This window comes from Hoylesella timonensis S9-PR14 (assembly GCF_000762405.1).
In the GTDB taxonomy this organism is placed as follows: domain Bacteria; phylum Bacteroidota; class Bacteroidia; order Bacteroidales; family Bacteroidaceae; genus Prevotella; species Prevotella timonensis_A.
This window is the reverse complement of the sequence record NZ_JRPQ01000154.1, coordinates 1-25,104: the sequence shown is the minus strand read 5'-3', so window position 1 is coordinate 25,104 and position 25,104 is coordinate 1. Positions and strand designations below refer to the sequence as shown.

At 42.4% G+C, this 25,104-nt stretch carries 17 protein-coding genes and 1 pseudogene; 5 read left to right on the top strand and 13 right to left on the bottom strand.

Translation table 11 applies throughout. The annotated features are described in order from the left end of the window. Positions 1 to 49: 49 nt before the first annotated feature. The 6 genes from HMPREF9304_RS09870 to HMPREF9304_RS09845 form a co-directional block, all read right to left on the bottom strand. Entirely contained in the window at positions 50 to 2,287 is a 2,238-nt protein-coding gene (locus HMPREF9304_RS09870) for a carboxypeptidase-like regulatory domain-containing protein (RefSeq protein ID WP_445236339.1), read from the bottom strand. A gap of 145 nt (positions 2,288 to 2,432) precedes the next feature. Then, entirely contained in the window at positions 2,433 to 2,660 is a 228-nt protein-coding gene (locus HMPREF9304_RS09865) for a hypothetical protein (protein WP_036928599.1), read from the bottom strand. 62 nt (positions 2,661 to 2,722) lie between these two features. Beyond that, entirely contained in the window at positions 2,723 to 3,475 is a 753-nt protein-coding gene (locus tag HMPREF9304_RS09860; RefSeq protein WP_036928597.1) for an HNH endonuclease, read from the bottom strand. 4 nt (positions 3,476 to 3,479) lie between these two features. After that, complete coding sequence (locus tag HMPREF9304_RS09855; RefSeq protein ID WP_231564509.1) at positions 3,480 to 4,763, bottom strand: DNA adenine methylase; 1,284 nt, start codon at positions 4,761 to 4,763, stop codon at positions 3,480 to 3,482. A 2-nt stretch (positions 4,764 to 4,765) separates the two neighbouring features. Next, positions 4,766 to 5,152, bottom strand: coding sequence for a TdeIII family type II restriction endonuclease (locus tag HMPREF9304_RS09850; protein ID WP_036928594.1), 387 nt, complete (start codon positions 5,150 to 5,152; stop codon positions 4,766 to 4,768). A gap of 594 nt (positions 5,153 to 5,746) precedes the next feature. Next, positions 5,747 to 8,674, bottom strand: a complete 2,928-nt coding sequence (locus HMPREF9304_RS09845) for a hypothetical protein (RefSeq protein ID WP_231564508.1) — start codon at positions 8,672 to 8,674, stop codon at positions 5,747 to 5,749. A gap of 34 nt (positions 8,675 to 8,708) precedes the next feature. On the opposite strand from HMPREF9304_RS09845, the pseudogene HMPREF9304_RS14485 reads away from it, so the two are divergent. Next, positions 8,709 to 8,825, top strand: a pseudogene (locus HMPREF9304_RS14485) (IS982 family transposase); the annotation flags it as partial. A 385-nt stretch (positions 8,826 to 9,210) separates the two neighbouring features. On the opposite strand, the gene HMPREF9304_RS09840 reads toward HMPREF9304_RS14485, so the two are convergent. From HMPREF9304_RS09840 to HMPREF9304_RS09810, 7 genes are all read right to left on the bottom strand, one after another. Continuing rightward, on the bottom strand, positions 9,211 to 12,123 hold the full coding sequence (locus tag HMPREF9304_RS09840; protein ID WP_036928592.1) for a porin family protein: 2,913 nt from the start codon (positions 12,121 to 12,123) through the stop codon (positions 9,211 to 9,213). 26 nt (positions 12,124 to 12,149) lie between these two features. Then, a complete protein-coding gene (locus tag HMPREF9304_RS09835; protein ID WP_081953689.1) occupies positions 12,150 to 12,866 on the bottom strand; it encodes a Crp/Fnr family transcriptional regulator in 717 nt (238 codons plus the stop codon). 75 nt (positions 12,867 to 12,941) lie between these two features. Beyond that, on the bottom strand, positions 12,942 to 13,988 hold the full coding sequence (locus HMPREF9304_RS09830) for an FAD:protein FMN transferase (RefSeq protein WP_374187983.1): 1,047 nt from the start codon (positions 13,986 to 13,988) through the stop codon (positions 12,942 to 12,944). A 113-nt stretch (positions 13,989 to 14,101) separates the two neighbouring features. Continuing rightward, positions 14,102 to 14,797, bottom strand: coding sequence for a DUF6048 family protein (locus HMPREF9304_RS09825; protein ID WP_052046078.1), 696 nt, complete (start codon positions 14,795 to 14,797; stop codon positions 14,102 to 14,104). Further along, on the bottom strand, positions 14,748 to 15,227 hold the full coding sequence (locus HMPREF9304_RS09820; RefSeq protein ID WP_025072346.1) for a DUF6452 family protein: 480 nt from the start codon (positions 15,225 to 15,227) through the stop codon (positions 14,748 to 14,750). The genes HMPREF9304_RS09825 and HMPREF9304_RS09820 overlap by 50 nt, the downstream gene beginning before the upstream one ends. Beyond that, the gene (locus tag HMPREF9304_RS09815; RefSeq protein WP_025072345.1) at positions 15,215 to 16,177 is read right to left on the bottom strand and encodes a glycosyltransferase family 2 protein; all 963 of its coding nucleotides are present in this window, start codon (positions 16,175 to 16,177) and stop codon (positions 15,215 to 15,217) included. Before HMPREF9304_RS09815 ends, HMPREF9304_RS09820 begins: the two co-directional genes overlap by 13 nt. A 113-nt stretch (positions 16,178 to 16,290) precedes the next feature. Beyond that, the gene (locus HMPREF9304_RS09810) at positions 16,291 to 16,806 is read right to left on the bottom strand and encodes a DUF4199 domain-containing protein (RefSeq protein ID WP_036928587.1); all 516 of its coding nucleotides are present in this window, start codon (positions 16,804 to 16,806) and stop codon (positions 16,291 to 16,293) included. 174 nt (positions 16,807 to 16,980) lie between these two features. Between HMPREF9304_RS09810 and HMPREF9304_RS13830 the strand changes: the two genes are divergently transcribed. The 4 genes from HMPREF9304_RS13830 (at position 16,981) to HMPREF9304_RS09790 (ending at position 24,516) form a co-directional block, all read left to right on the top strand. Then, the gene (locus HMPREF9304_RS13830; RefSeq protein ID WP_052046076.1) at positions 16,981 to 20,070 is read left to right on the top strand and encodes an exo-alpha-sialidase; all 3,090 of its coding nucleotides are present in this window, start codon (positions 16,981 to 16,983) and stop codon (positions 20,068 to 20,070) included. A 212-nt stretch (positions 20,071 to 20,282) separates the two neighbouring features. Continuing rightward, positions 20,283 to 22,865 (top strand): glycoside hydrolase family 84 protein, encoded by a 2,583-nt coding sequence (locus tag HMPREF9304_RS09800; RefSeq protein ID WP_036928585.1) that lies wholly within the window; start codon positions 20,283 to 20,285, stop codon positions 22,863 to 22,865. A 375-nt stretch (positions 22,866 to 23,240) separates the two neighbouring features. Next, the gene (locus HMPREF9304_RS09795) at positions 23,241 to 23,675 is read left to right on the top strand and encodes a hypothetical protein (RefSeq protein ID WP_156104801.1); all 435 of its coding nucleotides are present in this window, start codon (positions 23,241 to 23,243) and stop codon (positions 23,673 to 23,675) included. Between the two features lie 484 nt (positions 23,676 to 24,159). Then, a complete protein-coding gene (locus HMPREF9304_RS09790) occupies positions 24,160 to 24,516 on the top strand; it encodes a hypothetical protein (protein ID WP_231564507.1) in 357 nt (118 codons plus the stop codon). Positions 24,517 to 25,104 lie beyond the last annotated feature (588 nt).

Here is a 25,104-nt window from a genome sequence, read left to right as displayed (position 1 = left end):
CAGATTGGTTCCTATCAGAGTGTGAAGAACTATTACTCATGATTGGTTATTATTTTAAGATACCCGAATCCGTATCTNTATTATCTACATCAGNTTCTTGTGACTTGGACTTAAANCCGTGATCCCACCGCCATGAAAAAGTAACNAATACATGATTTCCTGCCTCTNTATTGATGTTCTTTACAAGTTTATAAGCATAGTCATTTTTGGTTTCAATGCGATTATTTGTACCGGAACTTTGTAAAGGCTGTTCCCAAGTTAACCCTACTGAAAAATTCTTGTATTTATAGGTAGCACTTAATGAATTGGTGTATTCATTAAACCATACTGTTTCTGCAAACAAGCTATTATAACGACTTCTCAATCCTGCTAAGAATGAAAAACGTCCGATGTAACCTTCGATAGATAAGTCTCCAAAGAAGAATCCTCGTTTGTTGGTATATAAATCACTCATTGCATTAAAATAATTATAGGAGCCAGTGGCACTGAATACTAATTTATTATTCAACATCGCATAACGTAANTAGGCAGTCAGTGCGACCTGATTCATATCACGTTCATTTCTTATGATATTGTCAAAAGATATTCTCTCTAAATTCTCTGATCGAATCAAACTGGGCATAATGGCATGTNTGTTGGAAGCATACACTGCGCTAATCATTCCGTAAAATTTTGGCGTATAATAAGTTGCAGACAATGAGTTTTCGATATGGTTGAAAGGCTGCAATAAGGGGTTACCTATTTTTCTTTCCCAAACATCTAATTGTATGGCTGCTCCATTTAAATNAGCGAGAGAAGGTAGGCGAGAAACTAAATTGAATCCATATCCCAAACTGAAATTACTGGCAAGTGAGTAGTTCAATGATATTTGAGGACTCATCGTCACCTTATGATACTTTTCATTATTTTGAGCATAGNATTGATCATTTAAAGCCAATGTCGTTCTACCTGAAAATTGNTTCCAACGNCCTTCTACCTGTACATATATATCTGAGTTTAGATTTCTCATTTGTGGTTTGCTTTGTGTTCTTCCGCTGTACAAGTTAGTTGTGTTACCATAAAAAGAGCGTAAACCTGANGCTATCGCTCCCCATTGGAAATTTTTACTGTATCTCAATTCTCCTATGGCAGATATTTTTTTGCCTTCTACCACATAGTTTGATTTAAAATTACTTTTATCGGTTGAATAAGAATAATCATAATTTGAGCTTATGTAGGTTCCGACGATATTGAACATAAAAGTTTGATTCTTTGGAAGANTTTTTTTCAAGTACAGGTTTAATGCAGGAGACAAGTACTGATCTCTGATATTAGTTTCACTCATGTGACCAGATAANCCATCTCCACTTATTAAATCCGATCGGTTGTTTTTCGGATTGNGATGAGAATTTATGTAACCTATGGCTTGAAAAACGTATTTGTCCGGAACCGTAAGGTTATATTTTACTGTTGTTCCATGTGTAAAAGAAACNGCTCTTGAAGACAGGGTCTGAATATGTATAGTCTGCCAGTCTCCGGTNGGAAGAAGATATTTACGTAGGTCATCTGAANTTTGATTGGAACTATTCTGAAAATTCTCACTTTGGCTGATAGTCAGCTGTGAATTTTTATGAATATACGTTCCAAATAGATTATTATATCCATAAATGATTTTCGTTGAATTTGAGGTGTTTACTCCTGCAGATACACCATCCTCAGCATTGTACAAAACAATATTTACTGCCATAGCCAGATTCGAGCCATATTTCATCCCCGGATTTCTAATCACTTCGACTTTCTTTATTCGTTTTGGATCCAATATGGCTATATCATTTGCGTNTGAAGGCATTTNATTGATCAGCACAATAACACCACCTTGTGGGTCAAGNGTCGAGATAGTTCTTGATATGGGATTAATATCCAATAAAGGAATAGGAAGTTTTTTAAGTAATTCCAATCCTCCCGTAGATTGTTCTACTTGTAGTTTTGAAGGATAGATTGATTGTTTATCAGTTGTAAAAACATTACGGTTCGCAACAACTGCAACTTCATCAATCTGAATGCTCGTTTGTGGCATTATCAATCTTCCCAGATCCAGATTCTCATTTTCCTTCATTTTGATTTCTGCATTATAATCTTGATAACCAAGTCGGGTGCATTTTAATATNTATGTGTCGGAATTGAGTGTACGTATTGTAAATTTCCCATTAGCAGATGTTNCTGTTACTGCGATAACACGATTGTCTTTCGGTGAACGTATCATCACATTTACCATTTCTAATGGTCGATTTGATTCATTACAAATCATTCCTAATAAATCACCAGCAAATGCTTTATAAGTATAAATAATAAATAAAATTACAAGGGCAATATTTTTCTTCATAATATTATTGATTAATACTCCGTTAATTCTAATATAATCATTTGAATATGAGAGAGTTAATTATAGTCTGCTAATTTATTTCTTTCATACAACCTTGTGGTGTGGGTAATACAGCCTCCATGCTGTCAAAAATGCTCATAATTCTCTTTTGGAAGGTCTTCAAGTCCGATTTTTCGAAAATGAGACAAAGAAGTCCCCTTAGGAACTTCATGATATTCTTAGCGAAGAAGCCAACTTCTATCCAAGTGTCAGCCGTTTGGTCAAGTTTCTCTCGGATGTCGTTGTCTCGTCTTTGCAAATTTAGATAAAATTCTCCAATTAAAAACCGATATCGTATTTGTGTTAATGTGATATTTGGATTTATAATGAATCACGATTTCGTTGTCTAAGCTCGGTTTTGAATAATTCCAGTTGCTCACTTTCGATTCTGTTTCTGTGTATTACACGGTGACAGTTCGGACAGACAGGCAGGAGATTTTGCAAAGCTTTTTCTAAAGATTGATCAAGAGAGTCACCCCTATACTGAAAAATAGGTTTGATGTGATGAATTTCAATACAGTCTTTACCATAGTGTCCCCCATAATACTGAGGAAAATTAAAACCGCAACAATCACAACTTATTTTATTATCATGAGTAAAGTACTCGATAGCCTTGTATCTCAATCGTGCTGATCGCTCGCGAACTTTAATATTTCTCGTTACTACATTACCTTCTGATATGATCTCTTCTATTGGGATCAAATCGTCTCTTTCCTGTATATCGTCAAGTGCACTCTTAATATCTTCATAGTTAAAAGGTTCAGCCAAGATATAATCTAAAACTTCCCTATGAGAAGACAGATATTCTCTTCCTTTTGGTGTAATCTTAAAGCCCTGATTTACGTTTGTTGCTAAATCTTTTGAAGCCAATGTATCATGGCTTTTAAGATTCCTTACCTTTTGAGAGAAGTATGTGTCGTTCCTGTTTGGAAGTATATTTGCATCTTCTCCTGTTGGATGCATTATTTTAGTAAGTTGAGAAATTAAATCACTTGTAGTGATAATTCCCTCGTCATTTGTATCCATCAAATATAAAGCAGGTAATATAAGCTGATTTTCTGTAATTCGTTCCATGTATCTAATAATTGGTTATAAGAAGATGTGAAACTTTCTTGTCATTCCTATTCATAAAACTTACAAGATATTCCTTATCAAAAGTTCGAATGTTTATGCCAGCCTTATTATAGAGACTATATATAAAGTCAGTGTACTTGATTATCATCATCCATTTTGCAGGACATTCGTTAATCATGTAGTTTGCCAAACGTTTCTGGTCTTCTTTTGTAAAGTCGTTTTGAGCATAAGTACTGAATTCGCTATCATACGGTGGATCTAAAAAGACGAAGTCATTCTTTGTAGGCTGAGTTGTCTTTATAAAATCCTCGAAGTCCAAATTGAATATCTTTGTATTATTGAAATGTTCGAGCAACGCCTTCGATTTGTAATAATCAAGCTTCTTCTTCAAAAATTTACGGTTGTATGCAATTCCGCCATACGGCACATTGAATTCGCCTTTGCTACTGTATCTAAACATTCCACTATATGCATAGTTTCGCATAAAAAAGAACAAAGCACAATGCATGGGTGGATTATCCAAATTTATACTTCTGTCGTTGTATAGACTGCGGTAATTCATGTATAACGCACTCTTAATAGCAGTTTCTATGTTGTCGTTTAAGTCTTCAAGAGGTAGCTCATGTTTTTGTTTCTCAAGTTGGTGCATACGTACCATCTTGCGGAACAGGTTTGCTTCAAGTTCCTTACACAAAATACATTGTATGTTACGAAAAGCATTATCTAAAATGCCTTCAATGTCATCTTTCTTATTGGAACAGAAATTTAATATATATTGTCGGAGACCTTCTTTGTCTATTTGTCCACTTCTGAACCCTAAGTAAACATCAACTAAATCCTTGTTCTCATGAAAAAACTTCTCAGCTTTGCACCATGACGCATCCATAGCTTCTACATACCCGAAAAAGTCTTCATCGGTTTTGGATATATACCGATAAAGCTGTATCAATTCTTCAGAAAAATCATTGATGTAATGCTCTTTTGCATTAATTCCCATGAACACGGAACCTCCACCAACGAAAGGTTCAAAAAATCTTTCAAATTGTGGAAGATTAGGAATAATATATTTCAATTCCTTTTCCTTTCCGCCAGGCCATTTAATAATGGGGGACAAGTTAGAGCTTCTGTCTATACAAATAGGTTGTGTCGCAGACACATCTGCATTGAAAAAGCCGTCAAGTGTAAAAAACGAAGTTTGCATCCCGACTGAAGGCTCGTGTACCATGCATGAATTGTCTTTTGGGGAGTAGTCTGTAACCTTTGGGTTACTATCTTTGTTTAATGTCATGTCTATTCGTTTCTTTGCTGCATCTTCGACTTTGTACGGTTTATTCCTCTCTTGTATTGTTCAAGCAGTTCTGCAATATAATCAGTCTGTTCTTTGTACAAAATACCTTCCACATGGCGGCTTACTGTATAATTTAATTCAGCAATACTGATTGCCATACTCTCCAACATATTCCCCAAAGAACTATCCAGTGAACGAGCGAGTGCAGAATAATATTGTATCTCGGCACCTAATGCAGCAATGAAAACATTGTGTATCTTCATATTAATAACTCCGTTCTCATTATTAACTTCTGCAAGATGACGTGTAGAGAAACCATTAGCATACGATTTTACCGCATTACTTACAATAACTCGAATTACTCTTTCTTTGTCAACGCTATTAAGCATACGTTCTATATTTATTGATTATTTGAAGCCGTTTATAAATCTGGTTTGTCCACATTGAGAATGTTAGCAATTTGATGAAGTGTGCATAGAGCGAGGTGAGCTGAGTTTGAGCATAACGTATTGACGGTACATGTAGATTTGCTTCATTGTCCAGCCAAGTATTTTCCAGCTTTTCTTGTTCAAAAAGTCCACTCTTATCGATTTGGATGTTTCATATGATCTAATTGACTATACTTGAACGCAAAGTTATGTAAAACCAACGAGAATAGCGAATAGTTGTCCATTTTTAATATTCTCTCTACACGGCTATTTCGCATAAAGTATTAAAAAAAATGAAACATTGTTTTAATGCCCATGGGGAGTTTTTCCTAACTCAATGAGATTGAGGTGTTAACCCATGGAGATAAGGGCGTTAACCCATGTAGATAAGGGCATTAACTCATGGAGATTGGCAGTCAAAGTCAATGAGATAGATGCCCAAAGTCAATGAGATTGGCGGGAGTGTCTGGCTGGCGTAAGTTTTTGCCGTTATTTTATAGGTTTCTTACCCGTCATCCTTAGACTTTTTACGGATGCGCTATTGCTTGCCAAAGTTTATTTTTTCTTTCCGCTGATGTTCAGCTTGTACATCAGGTGCAGCATTAAGTAATTTGGAATAGCATTAAAACGTTTCTCAGTTTTGCCTTGTCCGTTTATCTCATAATTTATACTCTTGAGCTGATGAAATATATCGTACCCTTCAAGTTTGGCTGCCAGTTTCCCCCTAAAGAAACTCTTACTAACGTATGCGTTACAAATTAAATCATTAGTATTTATAAGAGGATCTGAATAACCACTGCGACTAAACATCTTAAGATCCATACCTGTTTCTAATCCTAATTTAAATTTGTATGAACCAAGAATACCATAATTAAAATCCAAGGTACGAATAGATGAGAATTTTTCACGTCTACTGTTAGCGTATCTCCATTTCATTTCACCAACTAAGCTACAGGTCAATCCTCCGTTTTGATAATTTAAAGATAGGTTATCCTCTAACCAATGGTTATTCACTTTGCTCAACATACTTTCTGTTTGACCTGTTACTCCCGTTAAGTCTACATTGTGGTTGTAACTATAGACAATAGCATTTATTAATGTGAAGTAGTTTTTATTATCTAATGGAAAAGTATCATATAATCCAATATTGCCAGACCAGTTCCCCCTAACATTCTGTGGCTTGTATGTATATATACCCGTTATCGGATTGTAAGTAAATCCATTAGCAATAGCATTCTGATGAATATTGATATTTATAAATGCCATCGGCAGCTTAAATCGCCTATTGTTGTTATCACTAAAGCTTAAATTTACATTTGTATTTCTACTATTTTTCAAATTCGGATTACCTAAAGAGATAGCTAAAGGATTGGAATCGTCAGATCGGGTAATTTTTGAGTAAAGGTTTGGAGTTTCCACTTTCGAAGTCAAAGTTCCGTAAAAACCGTATTTATTTATTGTAAACCCCATATTTAAAGACAATTCTGAAATCCAATTATATTGTTGGACAGAAGTGTTTAGTAGTGAATTGCGAAAGTCAAGTTTTTCACGTTTGTAACCAACAGACACGTTTGTATTGAAGAACACATTGTTGTGATTCTTAGATTTTGAATAACCAAATCCGAGTGAAGCAGAATTTTGCTTACTTATATAATATCCCTTGTAGCTATTGTTGGCATCTAAAGAGAGTAGGAGAGAATCACGTGAAGATGGTAAACTGCCAAGAGGGTGATTCTCTTTCTGCCATCCGTCAAGTTTGTCTAATCTGTATTTTTGGTTGTTTCGGTAACTTCCTTTTTGCTGATATTGATATCCTGTGAAAAGTCTAAAACCATTAGGAATCACGAATGTATATTGTGGTCCTAAACGATAATTGTAAGAATAAGATGGAGTGTCGTCATATCGATTGCGATAGTCATCAATAGCATTGTTTTTTAAGTACTTCAACTGGTAATTGTTGAACATTGAATTCTTGGTATTTAGATAGTTACCTTCTATCAATGCTGATATACGATCACCAGATGGCAACTGTTTATATGCATTAACATTGGCGAAAGTTTTGAGTGAATGACCAAATCCATATGTTTTTGTAGACAATCGGTTTACACCAAAATCATTTATAAGCCTGTTTCTTGAAGAGGAAAATATCGTATCTAATATTGCTTCTGTGCAACCTATTGGTGATGGGTCTGCATTGAAGCGTGCTGAACGGTCAGATTCCCAATTATCAAATTTATTGTAATTTAAGTTTATGGTTGATTTTAGATAAATGGGGGTTGAAATCTTTAAATTATTTTGAAAGTCATAAATAAAGTTCTTGGATTTAACCTCTGAGATGCTACGATTAAAGTTGTTTCCCCCATTTAAGAAAGATTCAGCTATCATTTGACTAATGTTATGTGTATCTCTCCACGAGAAACTTGTTGACATACTGTTTTCCAATGTGTTTTTTTCATTGCTAACAGCAGCGTTTAGACCTACTGTTTTTTGTATAACCTGACCGTTTGGCAGCTTAGTTGGATCCCAATCTCCCTTTTCTCCAGGTTTGCGGTCTTCATTCACATTATTACAATTTGAGAAAACAGATAACTGCAATCGTGGTGTGAAGTATAATCCGAACGCTTTGGCTGCATACCTGTTGTTCGTACCACCAGCAATATCAAAGTTAGCTATCAAAGTTTTTTCATATTTTTTCTTTAGTAAGATATCCATGATGTAGTCTTTCTTATCAATGTCAACACCCATCGCTTGACCCCTATCTGTACTCTTTTCAAACACCTTTAGATTCTTAACGGTATAGTTTGGTAAATTTTCTATTAATTGTTTGTTATTTCCCTTGAAGAAATCTTTGCCGTTAAGTGTAAGATAATCTAATTTTCGACCATTGATGAATATTTCGCCATTACTATTAAGTGTGGCACCTGGTAATTGTCTGATCAGAGCATCAAGCATACTTCCCTCAGGAAGGTTGAAGGCTTCGGCGTTGAAGACCAAAGTGTCACCTTTCATCACCATCTTGATTTTGGTGCTTTTCACCACCACTTCGTCCAGCGTATGTTCTTTATCTTCCATTCCTTTTTTCTTGATGGGAATGTCTTGCATGTCAATGTTTGTATTTCTACCTTTGAATAGTATCTCTTTGTTGACAAAAGTTGTAAAATAATCAGGATGCTCTATCTTAAAAATGTATTTTCCCTCACTCAAATTCTTTTGCATATAGAAATAGGAGTCGGGATGAACAGCTTTGTCGTTCCATATAAAGGTGCGACATGTATCTATTACTGTACTATCTGCCGATAGTAAAGTTAGTTTGACATTTGATATAGGGAGGTTTGTAAACGAGTCTACAATACGACCATGGATAGTATAATTTCGCGTTGAGGGAAGCATTATCGTTGTTTGATAAGCTAATATTTGTTTCGGCAGTAATGTTAATAAAGAAAGTAAGACAAATAGTGTCCATTTTGGCATTTTTATATTCATAACCCGTTGACGGAATTTATTTAAATTGATAAATATGAGTAAACAGTGGCACATGTCTTTAATTTTTAGTAATTTAGTGGTGGTCAAAATATTAAGTTCAAACTATCGTATGTACAACCGTTATGCAAAACTCGTCAAAATCCTTGATTTATAAAAGCAATTCTGTGAAAATTTCGTTAATGAATCACGGCTCTTTCGTTAAAAAGTCTTGGTTCTTTTTATATACCATTATTTTATAGCGCACGAGTGACATAGTGTAGACAGTTCTTTTCTAAAGATATAACCATAATCATATGGAGTTGTCACAAATTGAGCGACATCATCATGTTACTGATATTAGGACGAGTGTCAAGTTGTGTCAGCAGAGTGGAAATTTGTCCTGTTATTTTACCCTAAATCGACCGTTGAAAATCTCCAAAATAGAAAAAATCAATAGGCAGACGACAGACAAAAATACGCTGATTTTCCCCGTTATTTTATGTGCATCTTACGCACCATAAGCAGATTTTTACGGATGCGCTATTGCGTGCCGAAGTTTATTTTCTCTTTCCGCTGATGTTCAGTTTGTACATCAGGTGCAGCATGACGTAATGGGGAATGGTGTTGAAGCATGTCTCGGTCTTGCCTTGTCCGTTGACCTCGTACGACATGCTCTTCAGTTGCTGGAAAAGGTCGTAGGCTTCGAGTTTGGCGCTTAACCTTCCCTTGCAAAACGACTGACTGAGGTAGGCGTTGCACACCCAATTATCAGTGTTGAACGAGGGGTCGTCGTATCCTCTGCGGCTGAACATCTTCAGATCCATGCCTGTTTCCAGTCCGAAGCCGAAATGATAAGACCCCACGATGCCGTAGTTAAAGTCGTAAGCGTTGATGGTGTGGAAGTTCTCTCGTCTGCTGTTGACGTTACGCCAGCCCAAAGAGCCTACCAAACTGCAGGTGGCACCTTCTTTTTGGTAGTTCAGCGAGAGTTCGTTTCGCGTCCAGTGGTTGTTCACCTTGCTCAGTACGCTCTCGGTATGTCCCTCCACAGCCGTGAGGTCTACGTTGCGATTGTAGCTGTATTCCAATTTATTGTCCAGTGTGAAGTATTTGGCACTGTCTAACGGGCAGTTGTAATAGATGCCTGCCTTGCCAGCCCAGTTGCCTTTCACATTCTGCGGTTTGTAGGTGTAGACGCCCGTTGTAGGGTTGAAGGTGAAGCCGTTGGCGATGGCGTTTTGTTGCACATTGAGCCCAAAATCCAAAGTTGGCCACTTGAATCGCCTGTTGTGTTGGTCAGCAAAGTGAATCATGGTAAAGTAGATCGCGGTGTTTTTGAGGTTTGGGTTGCCCAACGAGATCGCCAAGGGGTTAGAGTCGTCGCGCCTATCGATTTTCGAATACAGGTCAGGCATGACGATTCTCATCTGCCCGTATGCCCAGATGCTGTATTGATTGTAGGTGGCACCCATGTTTAGATTGGCTGTTGTTTTCCACGTCTGTTGACTGATGTTGGTGTTGAGAGCCGTACTCCTGTAGTCCAGATGTTGTTTTTCGTGTTGAACGGGGATGTAGAGACCAATATCGAATGAGTTCTTGCCACTTTTTTTAAGGTAGTTGATGTTCAAAGACAATTCCTGTGTCTGTGTCTTCAAATATCCCTGATAACTGTTGTTGGAGTCCAATGCTCGCCGAAGAGCGTCGCGTGACGAGGGCAGGGTTCCCAATTCGTGTGCTTGCTGTTGCCACTCTTGCAGTCGGTCCAGTCGGTATTTTGAGTTGTTGGTGTATTTCATTTGTTGGTTGAAAGAGAATTCTGGAAGGAAAGTCCAGCCACTTGGAAGTTGGTATCTATAGTTTACGGATGCGTAATACTCGTAGCTGTGCGAGGGCGTGTTATCGTATCTGTCGCGTTGATCTTTGGCTGTCGCACCCTGGAGATAGTCTAATCGATATTGTTCGAATGCCGTCCGTTTGGTGTTGTTATAGTTGAAAGAACCATGGAAGAAGATGTTGTCTCCCGATTTCAAAGGGTAGGAACCATATAGACGATTGGATGTCTGGAACGAATAACCTTCTCCAAGACTTTGATTTTCCTGTCTGTTGAGGGCTGCGTCTTGCACTCGCCGGCTCCATGGCGTGGTGAACAAGGTGTCAAGAATGGCTTGGGTGTCGCCCCAAGGTGCCGGGTCTTGTTTGAAAGAGCCTGCGCGTAGGTTGCTCCAGTTGTCACTTTTGCGGTAAGTGAGTTCGTTCTCAACACGTAGCCAGAAGGGTTTACTCATCTGAAATTGGTGCTCGAGCTGGGTCTCGAAGTTTTTCGACCTACTCTCTGACACGCTTCTTGAATAGCTGTTGTTGCCCGTGTTGAGGAACGATTCGGTCGCCGTTTGGCTCACATCGTGGCTGTTTTTCCATGAAACACTGGTCGACACGTTGTCCTTGATGGTGTTTTTGTCGTTGCTGGTTGCAAAGTTCAGCCCCACGGTCTTCTGCGTTACCTGTCCAATGGGCATCTTAGTTGGGTCCCAGTCGCCTTTCTCTCCGGGCTTACGGTCTTCGTTCACGTTGTTGAGGTTGGCGAAGACAGACATCTGTAGCCGTGGGTTGAAGTACAGACCGAAGAGCTTTGTGGCGTATCGGCTGTTGGTACCTCCGGCTATGTCGGCGTTGGCGATGAAGTTTTTCTCATACTCTTTCTTCAATTGGATGTCCATAACGTAGTCTTTCTTCTCCACATCCACGCCCAAGGCTTTGCTCTTTTCGGTGCTCTTCTCAAACACCTGCAAGTCTTTCACGGTGTAGCTGGGCAGGTTTTCTATCAGTGTTTTGCTGTCTTTCTTGAAGAAATCCTTTCCGTTGAGCGTCAGATAATCTAATTTTCGCCCATTGATGAAAATCTCTCCGTGGCTGTTGAGCGTAGCTCCCGGCAGCTGCCTAATCAGTGCGTCGAGCATGCTTCCCTGGGGAAGGTTGAAGGCTTCAGCGTTGAAGACCAAGGTGTCGCCTTTCATCACCATCTTGATTTTGGTGCTTTTCACCACCACTTCGTCCAGCGTATGCTCTTTGTCTTCCATGCGTTTGCGCTGGATGGGCATGTCGTCCAAGGTCATGCTGCTCTGTCTACCTTTGAAAAGTAGTTCGTGGTTGATGTAGGTAGTTTGGTAATCGGGGTGCTCTATCTTGAAGATGTAGGTGCCTTCGCTCAGCTTCTCTTGTAGGTAGAAGTAGGCATCGGGGTGTATGGCTTCTTCATTCCATGTGACAGTTCGGCAAGTGTCCACCATCACGCTGTCGGAAGTCATGATGGTGATCTTGGCGTCAAGCACGCAGAGATGGGTGAATGAGTCGACCACACGACCGAGGATGGTTACGGTGCGTACTTTCTTGTGGTGTGCTGTCTGTGGTAAGGCTTGTGTGAAAAACAGCAACAAAGCCCAACATAGGATAGATAGTCTTTTCATGTTCATGTATGATTGATTTATATTTTTGTCCGTTAGGTGAGTCGCTCCAGTGCCGGCACCGTGATGTACCCTCTGGTAAGTTTTATCAGACCGTCGGTTTGCAGGGCGTTCAAAGCAATGGATATATCTAAGCGACTGGCGTTGAGTTCGGTGGCAAGTCTCACCATCTTGATTTTGAAAACCTTTTCTCCCGCGGGTCGCAGCGAGCGGTCTTTGAAGAAGTGGATGATGCGTTGACGGAGGTCAGTAGGTTGTGGATGCCATGGCTGTAGCTGTAAACGCTGACTCTGCGTACAAATGATGTTGAGGAGATTGAGCCTGAACACCATGAAGTCTTGGGTAAGAGTGATGACGTGCTGCTTACTGACAGACAGTGTGTTGCACGCTTCTGCTGTAGTATAGGTTCGGCGATAGTGTTGGTGCAAGCCAAAGAGATGTTCTGGCTCAATGACAAGGGGCGCTTTCAGGGTTTCTGTAAGCGAATAGCCATGGTCATCCGCCTCTGCCGTCACCTCGACACTGCCTTTGAAGAGCACCGTTAGCTGTCGACAGGCTTCACTCTCCTTTGCAATACATTCGCCTTGTGGGTGCTGTGCAAAGGATAGCGGCGTGGTTTCGGCAATGCGCAGCAAGTCCGACTGACTGAGACCTTGAAACAGTGGCAGCGACAGAAGATGAAAAGCTTCCGCATCGTCTGTGTGATAGTCCAAGGGGAGGGGAGTGTTAGATGTGCTTGTGCGGTGAGCCATGAGGATGATATCTTAGGGTGTGCGGTAAAAGGATGCGTGTACAGTGTGTCCGAGAGAGGAGCTTTAGTGCTTTCCTTATTTCTTGTCAGACAGGTTCTCTGCGCCTTGAATGGCTTTCTTCAGCGAGGGGGAGTACCATACCTTGTTTTTCCCTTGTCCGTCGGCATATATCAGATACACCATGAGGTCGGGATGATGTTGCAACACCTGCTGCGTTTTTTCCAATCCTAACACCATAAACGATGTAGCATAAGCGTCGGCTTTGGCACAAGTATTCGCCAAAACGGTGGCAGAGAGGATGTTGTGCTGTACTGGATAGCCTGTCTTTGGGTCGATGGTATGGGCATATTTCTTCCCATTCTTATAATAGAATCGGCGGTAATTTCCGCTCGTAGCCATGGCAGTGTTCGTCACATTGAGCACCGTTTGCAGTTCGTTGTTCACCTGAGTGGAATCGTCCGTGGGCTTCGTGACGCCAATCTTCCACGGCAACCGTTTGTCGCTGTTGCCCTGCACCACTATCTCGCCCCCGATTTCTATCATGAAGTTCTCGACATCTCGCGAACGTAAATATTGCGCCACCACATCACTTCCGTACCCTTTGGCAATTGCCGAGCAGTCGAGCATGATGCGTGGGTCTTGCTTGCGCACCTTACTTCCGATGAGTTTTACTTTTTCGTAGCCAGTCAGGTGGCGCAAACTGTCAATCACCGCCTTTGTGGGAGGCGTGCCCGACTTAAATCCGAAGCCCCATACATTGACCAATGGGGCAACAGTGATGTCGAAAGCACCGTGCGTATCTTTAGAAACCGTCTTCGCCAAGTCGAAAACTTCGATGAACATTTGGTTGAGCTTAACGGGTTCGTTGCGATTGATTTTGGAAATAATCGACTCGTCATTGAAGGTAGAAAACGTTTGATCTACCAACTGAAGTCGTTGTAAAATCTCTCGGTGTAAGTCCTTGTTCGACTGATACGTAATGTGATACGTTGTACCAAATATTTGCCCTGTATTGTGTTGATACGGCATGGTGTTTTGTTGGCGAATAATGTAAATCGAGCCAACGATTAAGAAAAGAAGAAAAACAATCCGAAATATAGAAGATTTTGTTATTTTCATCATTCAATTATTTTTAGTTCCAGCCTTGATATTTTTCATTTGTTCGCACGCTTCCTCTCATTCCATACATCAGGTAGCGCATCCCATTCTTCATCCTTCTGGGTTCATTCCGCCTGCTAAATTTCCACCGTAACGAGGAATGTCCCACCTATGGGTGTTGCTTTGGGTTTGCCAAAGCCCGGCACGTACCAAGGGTCGCCTGCCTCGGTGTTGGTACTACTGGCAATGCGGTGTTTGTATCTCACGCTCCAGCCCATGCGAAGAGGTCCCCAAAGCTTCACATCTACGCCCATCACGGCTTCCAACCAGTGGTATTGGTTGCTAATATCGTTCAGATTGAAGGGGAGCTGGGTGCCATACACGGGGTCGGTAATGCCTGGGTGGTTCACTGTATATTTGAAAGAAGTGTAACCATAGCGTGCCCCCACGTACAGCCGATAGTCGTCGTCTTTGTTCTTCAGCATGTTTACATCTAAACCGATACGACCATACGGAGCTTTGCAAGTGTAGTGCAAGTGGGTTGTGACATCCTCGCTGTCGGCTTGTCCGTAACCCAATTCCACGACAGGAAAATATTTGTTGCGCAAGCTCACTCGGGCGGCAGCTTCGTATTGTCCATAGTCGGAGAGCAGCAGTTGGAGCGGTCCCACCAAGTCGGCAGATACCGCCACATGTCGTAGAAAGCGTGTCGAGTCTTTGGGTTGCTCAAATATCTTCTTCGGTATTTGCGCCTGTACTGTTGTGCCCAATAGGAGCAGCACACTAATACAGATATTTTTTGAAATAGAGGTATAGATGTGGGTTCGTTGCATCGTAATTCACGTTTTCGTTGTTAATGACTACCGAGTCGAGCGTTTGATGTGTACACGTCACCGATTTGAGGCGGTGGAACATGGCAGGCGGACAGTCAATCGATTCAAAATGCGGCTGGTCGTCTTTGGCTATGCGCAGCGTGTCACGAAACACTTGCCCGTCCTTGTTCGCAATTTTGAAGAAAAACACATCCTCTGGCTGTGCGTAACTGATGGGCAAGATAAAGCTGTCGATGCCCACTGCCCGATTTAGCAACACCGTGTCCGTCCCCATGCTACGCGCAGCAATGATGGTCAGCGTGTCTTCCAACTTCGGTTGTGAACCCATGAGCTTGTACGATGTCACCACGGTGTTGTTCAAAGGGCAATCGATAGACGAGCATGCGGTGAAGCCCAAGGCGACAGACAGCAAAAAGATTATTCTTCGCATCGAATGGTTTTTTCTATTTGGTAATCGTTTCGAGTTGGATTTGACCTACTAATCAAGTCGCCCACAAACCCAGCCAAGAACAGTTGGGTACCAATGAGCATCGTGGTGAGGGCGATGTAGAAGTAAGGCGAATCGGTAATCAAGCGCATGGGGATGCCGTTGGAAAGAGCGTAGAGCTTTTCTGCTCCCAGTATCATCACAGCGATGAGCCCAACTAAAAACATCAGGGAGCCTAAAAATCCAAAGACATGCATGGGCTTTTTACCGAAGTTGGACAAGAACCACAGTGTGATGAGGTCTAAATAACCGTTGAAGAAGCGGTTGAGTCCGAACTTAGAAGAGCCGTATTTGCGTGCTTGATGCTGCACTACCTTTTCGCCAATCTTGCAGAATCCTGCCTCTTTCGCCAAGTAAGGGATGTAGCGGTGCATCTCGCCATACACCTCGATGTTCTTCACTACTTCTTGCCGATAGGCTTTCAGTCCGCAGTTGAAGTCGTGAAGGTTGCTGATGCCACTAATTTTGCGAGCCGTAGCGTTGAAGAGTTTGGTAGGAAGTGTCTTGCTCAGTGGGTCGTATCGTTTCTGTTTATAGCCCGACACAAGGTCGTAGCCCTCTTTCGTAATCATGCGATAGAGTGCTGGAATCTCTTCGGGCGAATCTTGCAAATCGGCATCCATGGTAATCACCACCTTGCCCTGTGCTTCCTTAAATCCACAATACAGGGCTGGACTCTTGCCGTAGTTACGCCTAAAACAGATACCTCGCACAGCTTCCGACTGCTTACTGAGTCGTTGGATGACCTCCCATGAATGGTCGGTAGAGCCGTCGTTTACAAAAATTACTTCAAACGAATAAGCGTTTGCTTGCATCACCCGCTCTATCCATGAGAAGAGTTCGGGCAACGATTCTTCCTCGTTGTACAAGGGAATTACTACAGATATGTCCATACTATTCTATTCATCATTCACAACGTTGCCCTCACTCTTTTGTCCGCCTCTCCTCATCTGCATAGGAGAGAGGGTAGAGGACGGCGTGTGGGTAGGGCGAAGTTGTGAGGTGTTTATTTCTTCTTTTTGCCAAAAATCGCCACAATGGTGCTGGTCAATGTTCCAATGAAAAGGTTTTGCATCATGAACATAAATGCCAGTTCAATGGGCGAGACGCTTCGCATCATTTCAATGGATTGCTGGAGGTTGCTCCAGTAGTTGGTGTTTCTCGTATCTATTGCTTTCAGCTCTTCAACCGACTGGTTGAGCAGCTGCACAAAGTGGCCGTTGTCCAAGAACTGGAAATACAGACACTGCACCATGGCAAATATCAGCGAGGCATAAAATGTCATGTAACAGCCGTAGGCAAAGGCACGCCGATAAGAGATACTACCGTCGAGCGCATAGTTGCGAAACTTGATGACACGCCACGTCATCAGCACTGGCGTCATCAAGAGAAGCAGATTGCCCAAGATATTCAGCGGTGGATACATCAAACAGGCAAAGCTGGAGGTCCACAGCAGCGCAAGCCAAAGACCGTCAATGCGAGCAAAGGCTTTGAGTTGGATAAGTGTTTGTACGTTTATCATAACTAATGTGCAAAAGTAAGCAAATTATCTAATAAACAGAGAATTGTTTCTTATTATCTTTCCTCTTTCTGAATAATTCGACATATTGTACCATTATTTCAAATAATTTTAGTATTTTTGTAAACGAAACAATCGAATTATTATTTATTTACACATTAAAAGACGCTATTAGCTATGAATCTAAAATCGCTACGATTATTATGGACCTTTGCACTGCTCCTTGCTTTGGGGTGGAGTACCGCACATGCAGCGGACAAAGTAATCCGCATTCAGAACTCAACAGGTACATGGACCAAGTCCAATCCTGCCAAAACATGGGCTGCGCAATGGACCAGTAACGACGTTGATCCCATGCTCACCCTGACTTGTGCTGCCAACAATATGGCGTACTACGACGGGAACGAGATAAAGCTTTTTACAGGAAACGGCTCGGTGCAGTTCTGTGCTGATTACACCTTAGCTGTTACTCCTGGCTACGAAATCGTGAGTTACGAATTTTCTTTCTCGTCCGAGAATGCAGGGCGGAAGATTGTGGTGACACCAAAAGGCGCTGCCGAACTGTCGTCCGATGACCCTACACAGTGGCAAGTTGTGAAGGTGACAGACATCCACGCCGCTACTGCAACGTTCAATGTAAAGCATGCGACACAAACTGCCGCAGGTTTTGCACTATTGAAGAACGTGAAGGTAACCGTGGCAAAGGCTGCAGCTCCAGCGAATTTTCATCCACTTTATATCACTCGTCCCAACCAACATCCTTACCGCATACCAGCCTTGGCTTGCTTGAAAGACGGTAAATTGCTGGCTTTCTCTGATTATCGCCCGGGTGGCTCTGACATTGGTTATGGCGAGGTAGATATTCAATTGCGAACCTCTACCGACCACGGTGCTACTTGGACCGTTGCACGTACCATTGCCGATGGCAAAGGAACGGGCAGCGGACTCGATTATGGCTTTGGCGATGCTGCCGTAGTTGCCGACCGCGAAAGCAATGAGGTGCTGATGATGTGTGTGGCAGGACATGTTCCCTACCAAACAGCGAACTACCAAAAAGGGAATCCGCTGCCCATGGTACGTTTTCTGAGTACCGATGGAGGTGAGACGTGGAGCAATTATACCGATGTTACCGCTGCCGTTTATGGACTCTTTGACGGAAGTAAAGACGGTGCAGTGAAAAGTATGTTTGCTGGTTCGGGGAAGCTATGCCAGAGCAGTATCGTGAAGTATGGAACGCACTACCGTGTGTATATGCCTGTTTGTGCCCGTGACGGTGGCAACCGCGTGCTGTATTCTGATGACTTCGGAGCAACTTGGAAAGTATTGGGAGGAAAGGATGCACGTCCTGCTCCCGGAGGTGATGAGCCTAAGTGCGAAGAATTGCCCGACGGTAGAGTGTTGCTGTCGAGCCGCGCCAATGGGGGACGACTGTTCAATATCTATACCTATACTAACAATGAGACGGGCGAAGGTTCGTGGGGCGAGGTGGCTAAGTCGGATGCGAACAACCACGGAACGGCAGCACAAAGTAATTCGTGCAATGGCGAAATCATGATACTTCCCGTGAAGCGCAACAGCGATGGCAAGCAAATGTTCTTGGCACTGCAAAGTGTTCCCTTTGGTCCGAACCGTGCCAATGTGGGCATCTACTTCAAGGCATTAGAGAGCTTGAACGATTATTTCACGCCAAAAGCGTTTGCAAGCAATTGGACAGGAAAGAAACAAATATCACAAATGGGTTCGGCTTATAGCACCATGGTGTGGCAAAAGGACGACAAAGTGGGATTCTTCTATGAAGAGTCTACCTACGGTGCCGATTATACCAACGTGTACAAGGCTTTGACGCTCGAAGAAATCACCGACGACGCATTTAGCTACGATGCTACAGTGAAACGTCCTACGGAGGATGCCAACGCTATTCAGTATTCAGACTTGACAAAGGTAACGCAGCTGCTCGGTCACAAGGGGGTAGGTTTCCCTTTGGCTGATGCCGAGAGTCGTGAGCTACTCGCCAAAATATACGATGCGCCTGCCAACTACAATAAGGCACAATTAGAGCAAGCCGTGCAGCAATTTGTGGAAGAAACCAACGTGGAGAAACCCCAAAACGGACTGCTGTACCTCGTGAAGTTTGTGGGTAAAGACGGAAAGACCTATATGGTGGATTACGCAGATGGCAAGCTCTCCGCAAAACCAATCACAGAAGGACAAGCTCCCGAACGCTCGGCAGCTTTCAAGGCGCACGTACTCGCCAATGGCAAGGTGGCTTTTGAAACCATGGACGGTAAGTTTCTGTGTTATCCCACCCAGTTGCCAGCTCCTCAAGACCTCACAGGTTATCACGTTGGGGGTGTGACCAATCAACTTGATGAGGCGGACAATGGACTGGATTTGCAAAAGGCTATCGCAAGCGATAAGGTAGAGAGCACGGAAGCACTCGACCGCTTTGGCAAGTTTTACATCTGCTCCAAGCGAGGCAATCGCACGGACAACCAGCAAGAGGCGTTGGGCTTTTGGACACTCGACACGCAAACCAGTGCTTTTAACAATGCTGATGTCCCTTTTCTGAACGACCAGCTTACTTCGCTGGTTGTTGTTGAGCGCATGGTACTGCCTTTGGGCAAGCAGGTTACAACGTTGTCAGAGGTGGACCCAAACAAGGCGTATGCGCTTTATAACGAGCATTTTACCACCTACGCTGTAAAGAAAGAAGGACAGACAAATGTGTGGGTGCAAGGCATGGTGGGTGATGCTGGACACAGTTTGGCAAACGGCGACTTTGCGCAACCCTACAACCCATCATCGGCATTCGGTGCATGGCAGCTCATGAAGAACGACCAAGGCCAGTGGATGTTGTATAACATTGGTGCAAAGCAGTATGCGCGCACTCCGTCAAATCAAAGTGGTACAGGTCCTTGTACTTTCGTCGATGAGGCATTGCCCATTAACGTCACCGAACTACCCAATGGCGGATTTGCCTTTAACACAGGCAACAATGCACAGCAATTCTTTTGTGCGGCACCGCAATTGGCAGACAGTCCCATTAACGTGTGGACTTCCAGCGACAGCGGTTCGCGCTGGTTGTTGGTAGAAAATCCCAATGTTCAGGTGGATTTTCCTAACAGCATTCAACAAACGGTTGCTGCCAAAGCCAATCGGAAAACGGGCATTTACAACCTCAAGGGTCAACGCATACAGACCGACAAGCTGCATCAACTCCCTGCCGGAATATACATCGTAGACGGCAAAAAGGTAGTGGTGAAGTAAAGGGAATGCAAACGAGAACTGTTGTAGGTGTGATTTGGAACAAAGAGAAATACGGCTCATCCTCTTTCGGGTTTCCTTTCGTTTCAAAAATAGCACCACAAGCAACATCAAACAAAGTTCACATTTACCATTAGACGCTGAAGAAGTGGCGAGATGATTAGCCACTTCCTTCTTATGTCTCCCATGTTCAACAAAAATACAATCACATCAATATGAAACAAATCTATAAAATTTCGCTGGCAGCTGTAACGGCTGTCTTGTCCCTAACCACTGGCATGGCGCAAGATACTGGGTTCGATCTCAGCTCGCAGCGCAAAGAGTCGCAAAACATCTTGAAAGTGCCTGGACACAAAGTAAATCATCAGGGCATTGTCATCAATCCCACTCCGCAGAAAATAGAAATGAATGTCGGGGGGCAGGCTGCACTCGATGTCACTGCTGGCGTGCGCCTGAAGGATAAGACGAAGGACAAGAAACACGTGCTGGCGCAGGATCTCAACTTCCTCAACCTGCAACACAAAGGCGTGAACCTCACCGTGAGCTATGCCTCGAAAAAGAACAATTTGCCCAATGTGGAGGGTGCTTATGCCCTGCAAATCGATGCCAAAGGCATTCGTATCACGGGGCATGATGACAAAGGGGTGTTCTATGCCGTACAAACTTTGAAGCAACTCATGGAAAGTCCTGCTGCACAAGGCGGTAAAACTCTGCCATGTCTCTCGATTGTCGATTATCCTACCTTCCCTTATCGAGGGGTAGTAGAGGGCTTTTATGGCACTCCATGGTCGCACAAGGCGCGCTTGTCGCTCCTCGATTTCTATGGAAAATATAAGATGAACACTTATCTCTATGGTCCTAAGGACGACCCCTATCACAGCGCACCTAATTGGCGCAAGCCTTATCCAGAGAAGGAGCGTGAGCAGATTCAAGATTTGGTGAAGGCATCGCAGCGCAATCGTGTCGACTTTGTGTGGGCTATCCACCCCGGAAAGGATATTCATTGGAATGAAGAAGATTATCAAAATTTGGTGCGTAAGTTCGAGATGATGTACGACCTCGGTGTGCGCTCGTTTGCTATCTTCTTCGATGACATTGAGGGAGAGGGAACCAACCCGATGAAGCAGGTAGAACTGCTGAACCGCTTGACGCATGAATTTGTACAGCAAAAGAAAGATGTGTCGCCGCTCATTGTCTGTCCTACAGATTATTCCAAGCTGTGGGCGAACCCCTCACCGCAGGGTGCTTTGAGCATTTACGGTAGAGCGTTGGACCCTTCTGTGAAAGTGTTTTGGACGGGCGATGTGGTGTGCAGTGATGTCACCCACGAAACGTTAGACTGGGTGAACCAGCGCATTCAGCGACCTGCCTTCTTCTGGTGGAACTATGCGGTGACCGACTATGTGCGCCACATCGTACTTCAGGGTCCTGTTTATGGACTCGATACCACGGTGACCCCCAACGAGATGTGCGGATTGGTGAGCAATCCTATGGAGCATGCCGAAGCGTCCAAGTTGTCGCTGTATAGTGTGGCAGATTATACGTGGAACCCAAAGGCGTACAATGCCATGGATAGTTGGGAACGTGGTTTGCAGGTGGTTGCTCCTCGCTCGCACGAGGCTTACCGCACCTTTGCCATTCATTCGGCAGATACGGAGACGGGTTACCGCAGGGATGAGTCGTGGGAGACGGAGACATTCCGCTTCAATAACTATACGCCCCAACAGCTCGAGGCGTTGTATCAGGAGTTCGACCGCATCGAGAAAGTGCCTGCACAGATGCAGCAAGCCAACGACAACCCTGCCTTGCTAAAGGAGTTGCAACCTTGGCTGGTGGAGTTTGGACGCTTAGGCACACGAGGAAAGCGCACGATTGATTTGATGAAACAGTACAAGGAGGGTGATTTAACCGATTTCTGGACGGGTTACGTGCAAAATCTCATGACGCTCAACGAGCGCAAAGCTTACGAGGCGCATCGCTCGGGAACCATGAAGTTGCAACCATTCTATGAGGTGGCAATGCAAGACTTGAGTGAGGCGTTTTATCAACAGATATCTGGGCGCAAGCCGTTCGTATATCGTGCCGTGGGTTCTTATCCCAACCTCAAGACCACCCTCTCGCAATTGATGTTCGACACAGATACCACCTCTTATTATACCTCTACTGCATCGCAGCGAACAGGCGAGTGGATAGGGGTAGATTTGGGCTGTGTGAAGCCTGTCCGTGAGGTGCATATTCTTCAGGGACGCAACTCGGTGGACGATGTAGATTACTTCGACCATGCCACTTTGGAATATTCTGCCGACGGCAACAACTGGCAACCGCTATTGAAAGAGCTGAAAGGCGTCTACGATGTGCAGTGGCAGGGGGAAGAAGTGATGGCGCACTATGTGCGCTTGCGCAAACTGCCTTCTGAGAAAAAGAATTGGACTGCTGTCCGTTTGTTTGAGGTCAATCCCGTTCGTCAGCAATATTTAGGCTTTAAGGTAGATGCGGGTTCGCAAACTGAAGCTGCCCTGCGGGCATTTGATGAGCAACCCACCACCGCATTCCACCTTTCGGGTCGTCTGTCGTTCGACATCAAACCGGGTGTTTCGCAATATGCGCTGCTCATGCGCTTGCCTGCAAACGGCGGAGTAAAGGTGAGCCAGTTCGACAAACGTGGGAAATGTATCCACACCGAACAGGTAACCGCCAACTTCTATCCCTTCACTCCGGCGTCTCGCACCGCACAAGTGGTTATCGAGGGCGATGCCGAGATTTACGAAGTTGTGATGAAAGATGCACCGCGCAAATAACGTTTGCTGCTGTTTATAAATCACACAAGGATGGGGTTCACCGTTCCATCCTTGTTGCTAAATACAGTAGGGGGAAAGCACATCATGGATTTCACCCGCATGAAAAAAGGGCAACCATTGTTCAAATATAGCCTGCATTTTAGGCTGTTATCCCATTACAATAATGCCGTTGTAAACATGAGTTAGCACCCTTAAGTCATGTAGTTAGCAGGGTTAACCCATGTAGACAGTCCGGGTTAAGGCATGTAGATAGCACGAAGGGGTGACATTTGGATTAGTTTAATTGGTTCAATTTGTGGTTGATACAAAAGGGCATGATTGTTTTTGACTCTACGGGTTGAAATATTATTTCAACAACCGATATATGAAAAAAATATGGAACAATTTAAATTAGATTTTTTTAGAAAAGACCATGAAATGGTGAATATTAATTTTATCACCCTTTCAAAAAAAAAGAGTGATGATGCTTTTATTTCTTTTTGTTTAAAATATAAAATACAAAAAAACGAGCGGACGAATATTTTTAATATTATTCAGAATGAAGGACACTATATAAATTTTGTAAATGCCGAAGACGCAGAATTTAATTTAGGTCTTTTGATAAATAATTTAAATATAAGAATTTTACCCACCAACTTGTATGTATGCTGGGATTCTTTCTACAATATTGATGTTTTTAATTATGATGATGTCATTAAGTACTTTGATTATATTTGGTATCCGAAAGTTGATGATATAATTATTTTTGATTATTCGTTTAATTTTTGCCTAATGATTAGGCACGATGGAATTATTTATGCACTTAATTAAAAATCGTAAATTCAATCAAGAAATGCAACTTTTGGAAATAAACAAAAGGGGACGAAAAAGATAGTGTATCATTAAAAAGATGAGTAACAACTACCCCTCCGACGGAAAGTTTTAGTATCTTTGCAAACGTTTTATAACCTTCACGAACTAAACGACTGCACGAGAATGCGTCGGCACTTTGCGCTCCAGAGTGGAAGTGAAAAAATCAAGTTTTCAACACCAAACAAGAGCTTTATTAAAGGATTGACTAATTTTGCACTTGCTGGTTGACTCTACGCTCAATATGAACAATAAAAGATATATATATTATATGCTTATAATATGCACATTATTTCTTTTTAGTTGCAATTACCGCCATAAGCAGGAAATTACTATTTTTTATTTTTGTGGTAATATAGAACCATATAGACAGTTTGATTGTACTGACCTCGATAGCATATGTAAGACCAATGAATACGATGATACAATATTTATAACCTCTACTATGTTCAAACAAATTAAAGACGATATAATAAATGCTAAACCAACTCATAATTATTCAAACTCATACACACCAATTATATATGTAAATGTTGGAAATCAGAATTTGTGTCTTAATGGAATAAATAATCAGTGTTGGATAAAACAGAGTGATAGAAAATATCACCCTTCTATTCTTAGTAATAAGACAGTGTATCTTCTAAAATGGAAATCTTTCTATTACAATTATTTGCCATATGATATTTTACAATTAGATAAGGGGATACGGCAATTTGGTATTCCTTCTGATTATAAAAAAGATCAGATAAATAAAATAATTAAAAAGAAAGAAATGTCTAAAGTCTTAGTAAGGGTAAAATAATAATGGGATATAATCATTATTTAGTATTATATGGTAGAATAAAAAATTGTACAAAGGTATATCCCAACACCTAATAAGGGTAACACACGGTAATGCTTCAAACCGGGAGTTGTCAAATCAATCACCTGATTTTCAAAAGTTTTTCAATAATAAGCGTTAAGGCAGGGATAGATTCTCTGCCTTTTGCTATTTTTGTAGTCCAAAACAAAGAAATATGAATATAGGAGAACGCTTTGGCACATTACGTCCAGATTGGAAGTGAAAAACTCAAGTTTTCAACACCTAACAAGAGTTTTATAAAAGGATTGACTAATTTTGCACTTGTTGGTTGACTCTACGCCCGTTGTTAAATGAAATTGCTGTTGAAAAAATATATAATAGAAAATTTGCGGTATTCAAATCCTTTTCTTACCTTTGCATTCGCTAAGAAAATGGGCAAGTCTTTTACGGCCAGCTCCCTTTGAATCCCCCAGGGTGGGAACGCAGCAAGGGTATTAGGTTGTAGCGGCGCGATAAGAGTAGCTTGCCCACCCGCCTCTTTAGCTCAGTTGGCCAGAGCACGTGATTTGTAATCTCGGGGTCGTTGGT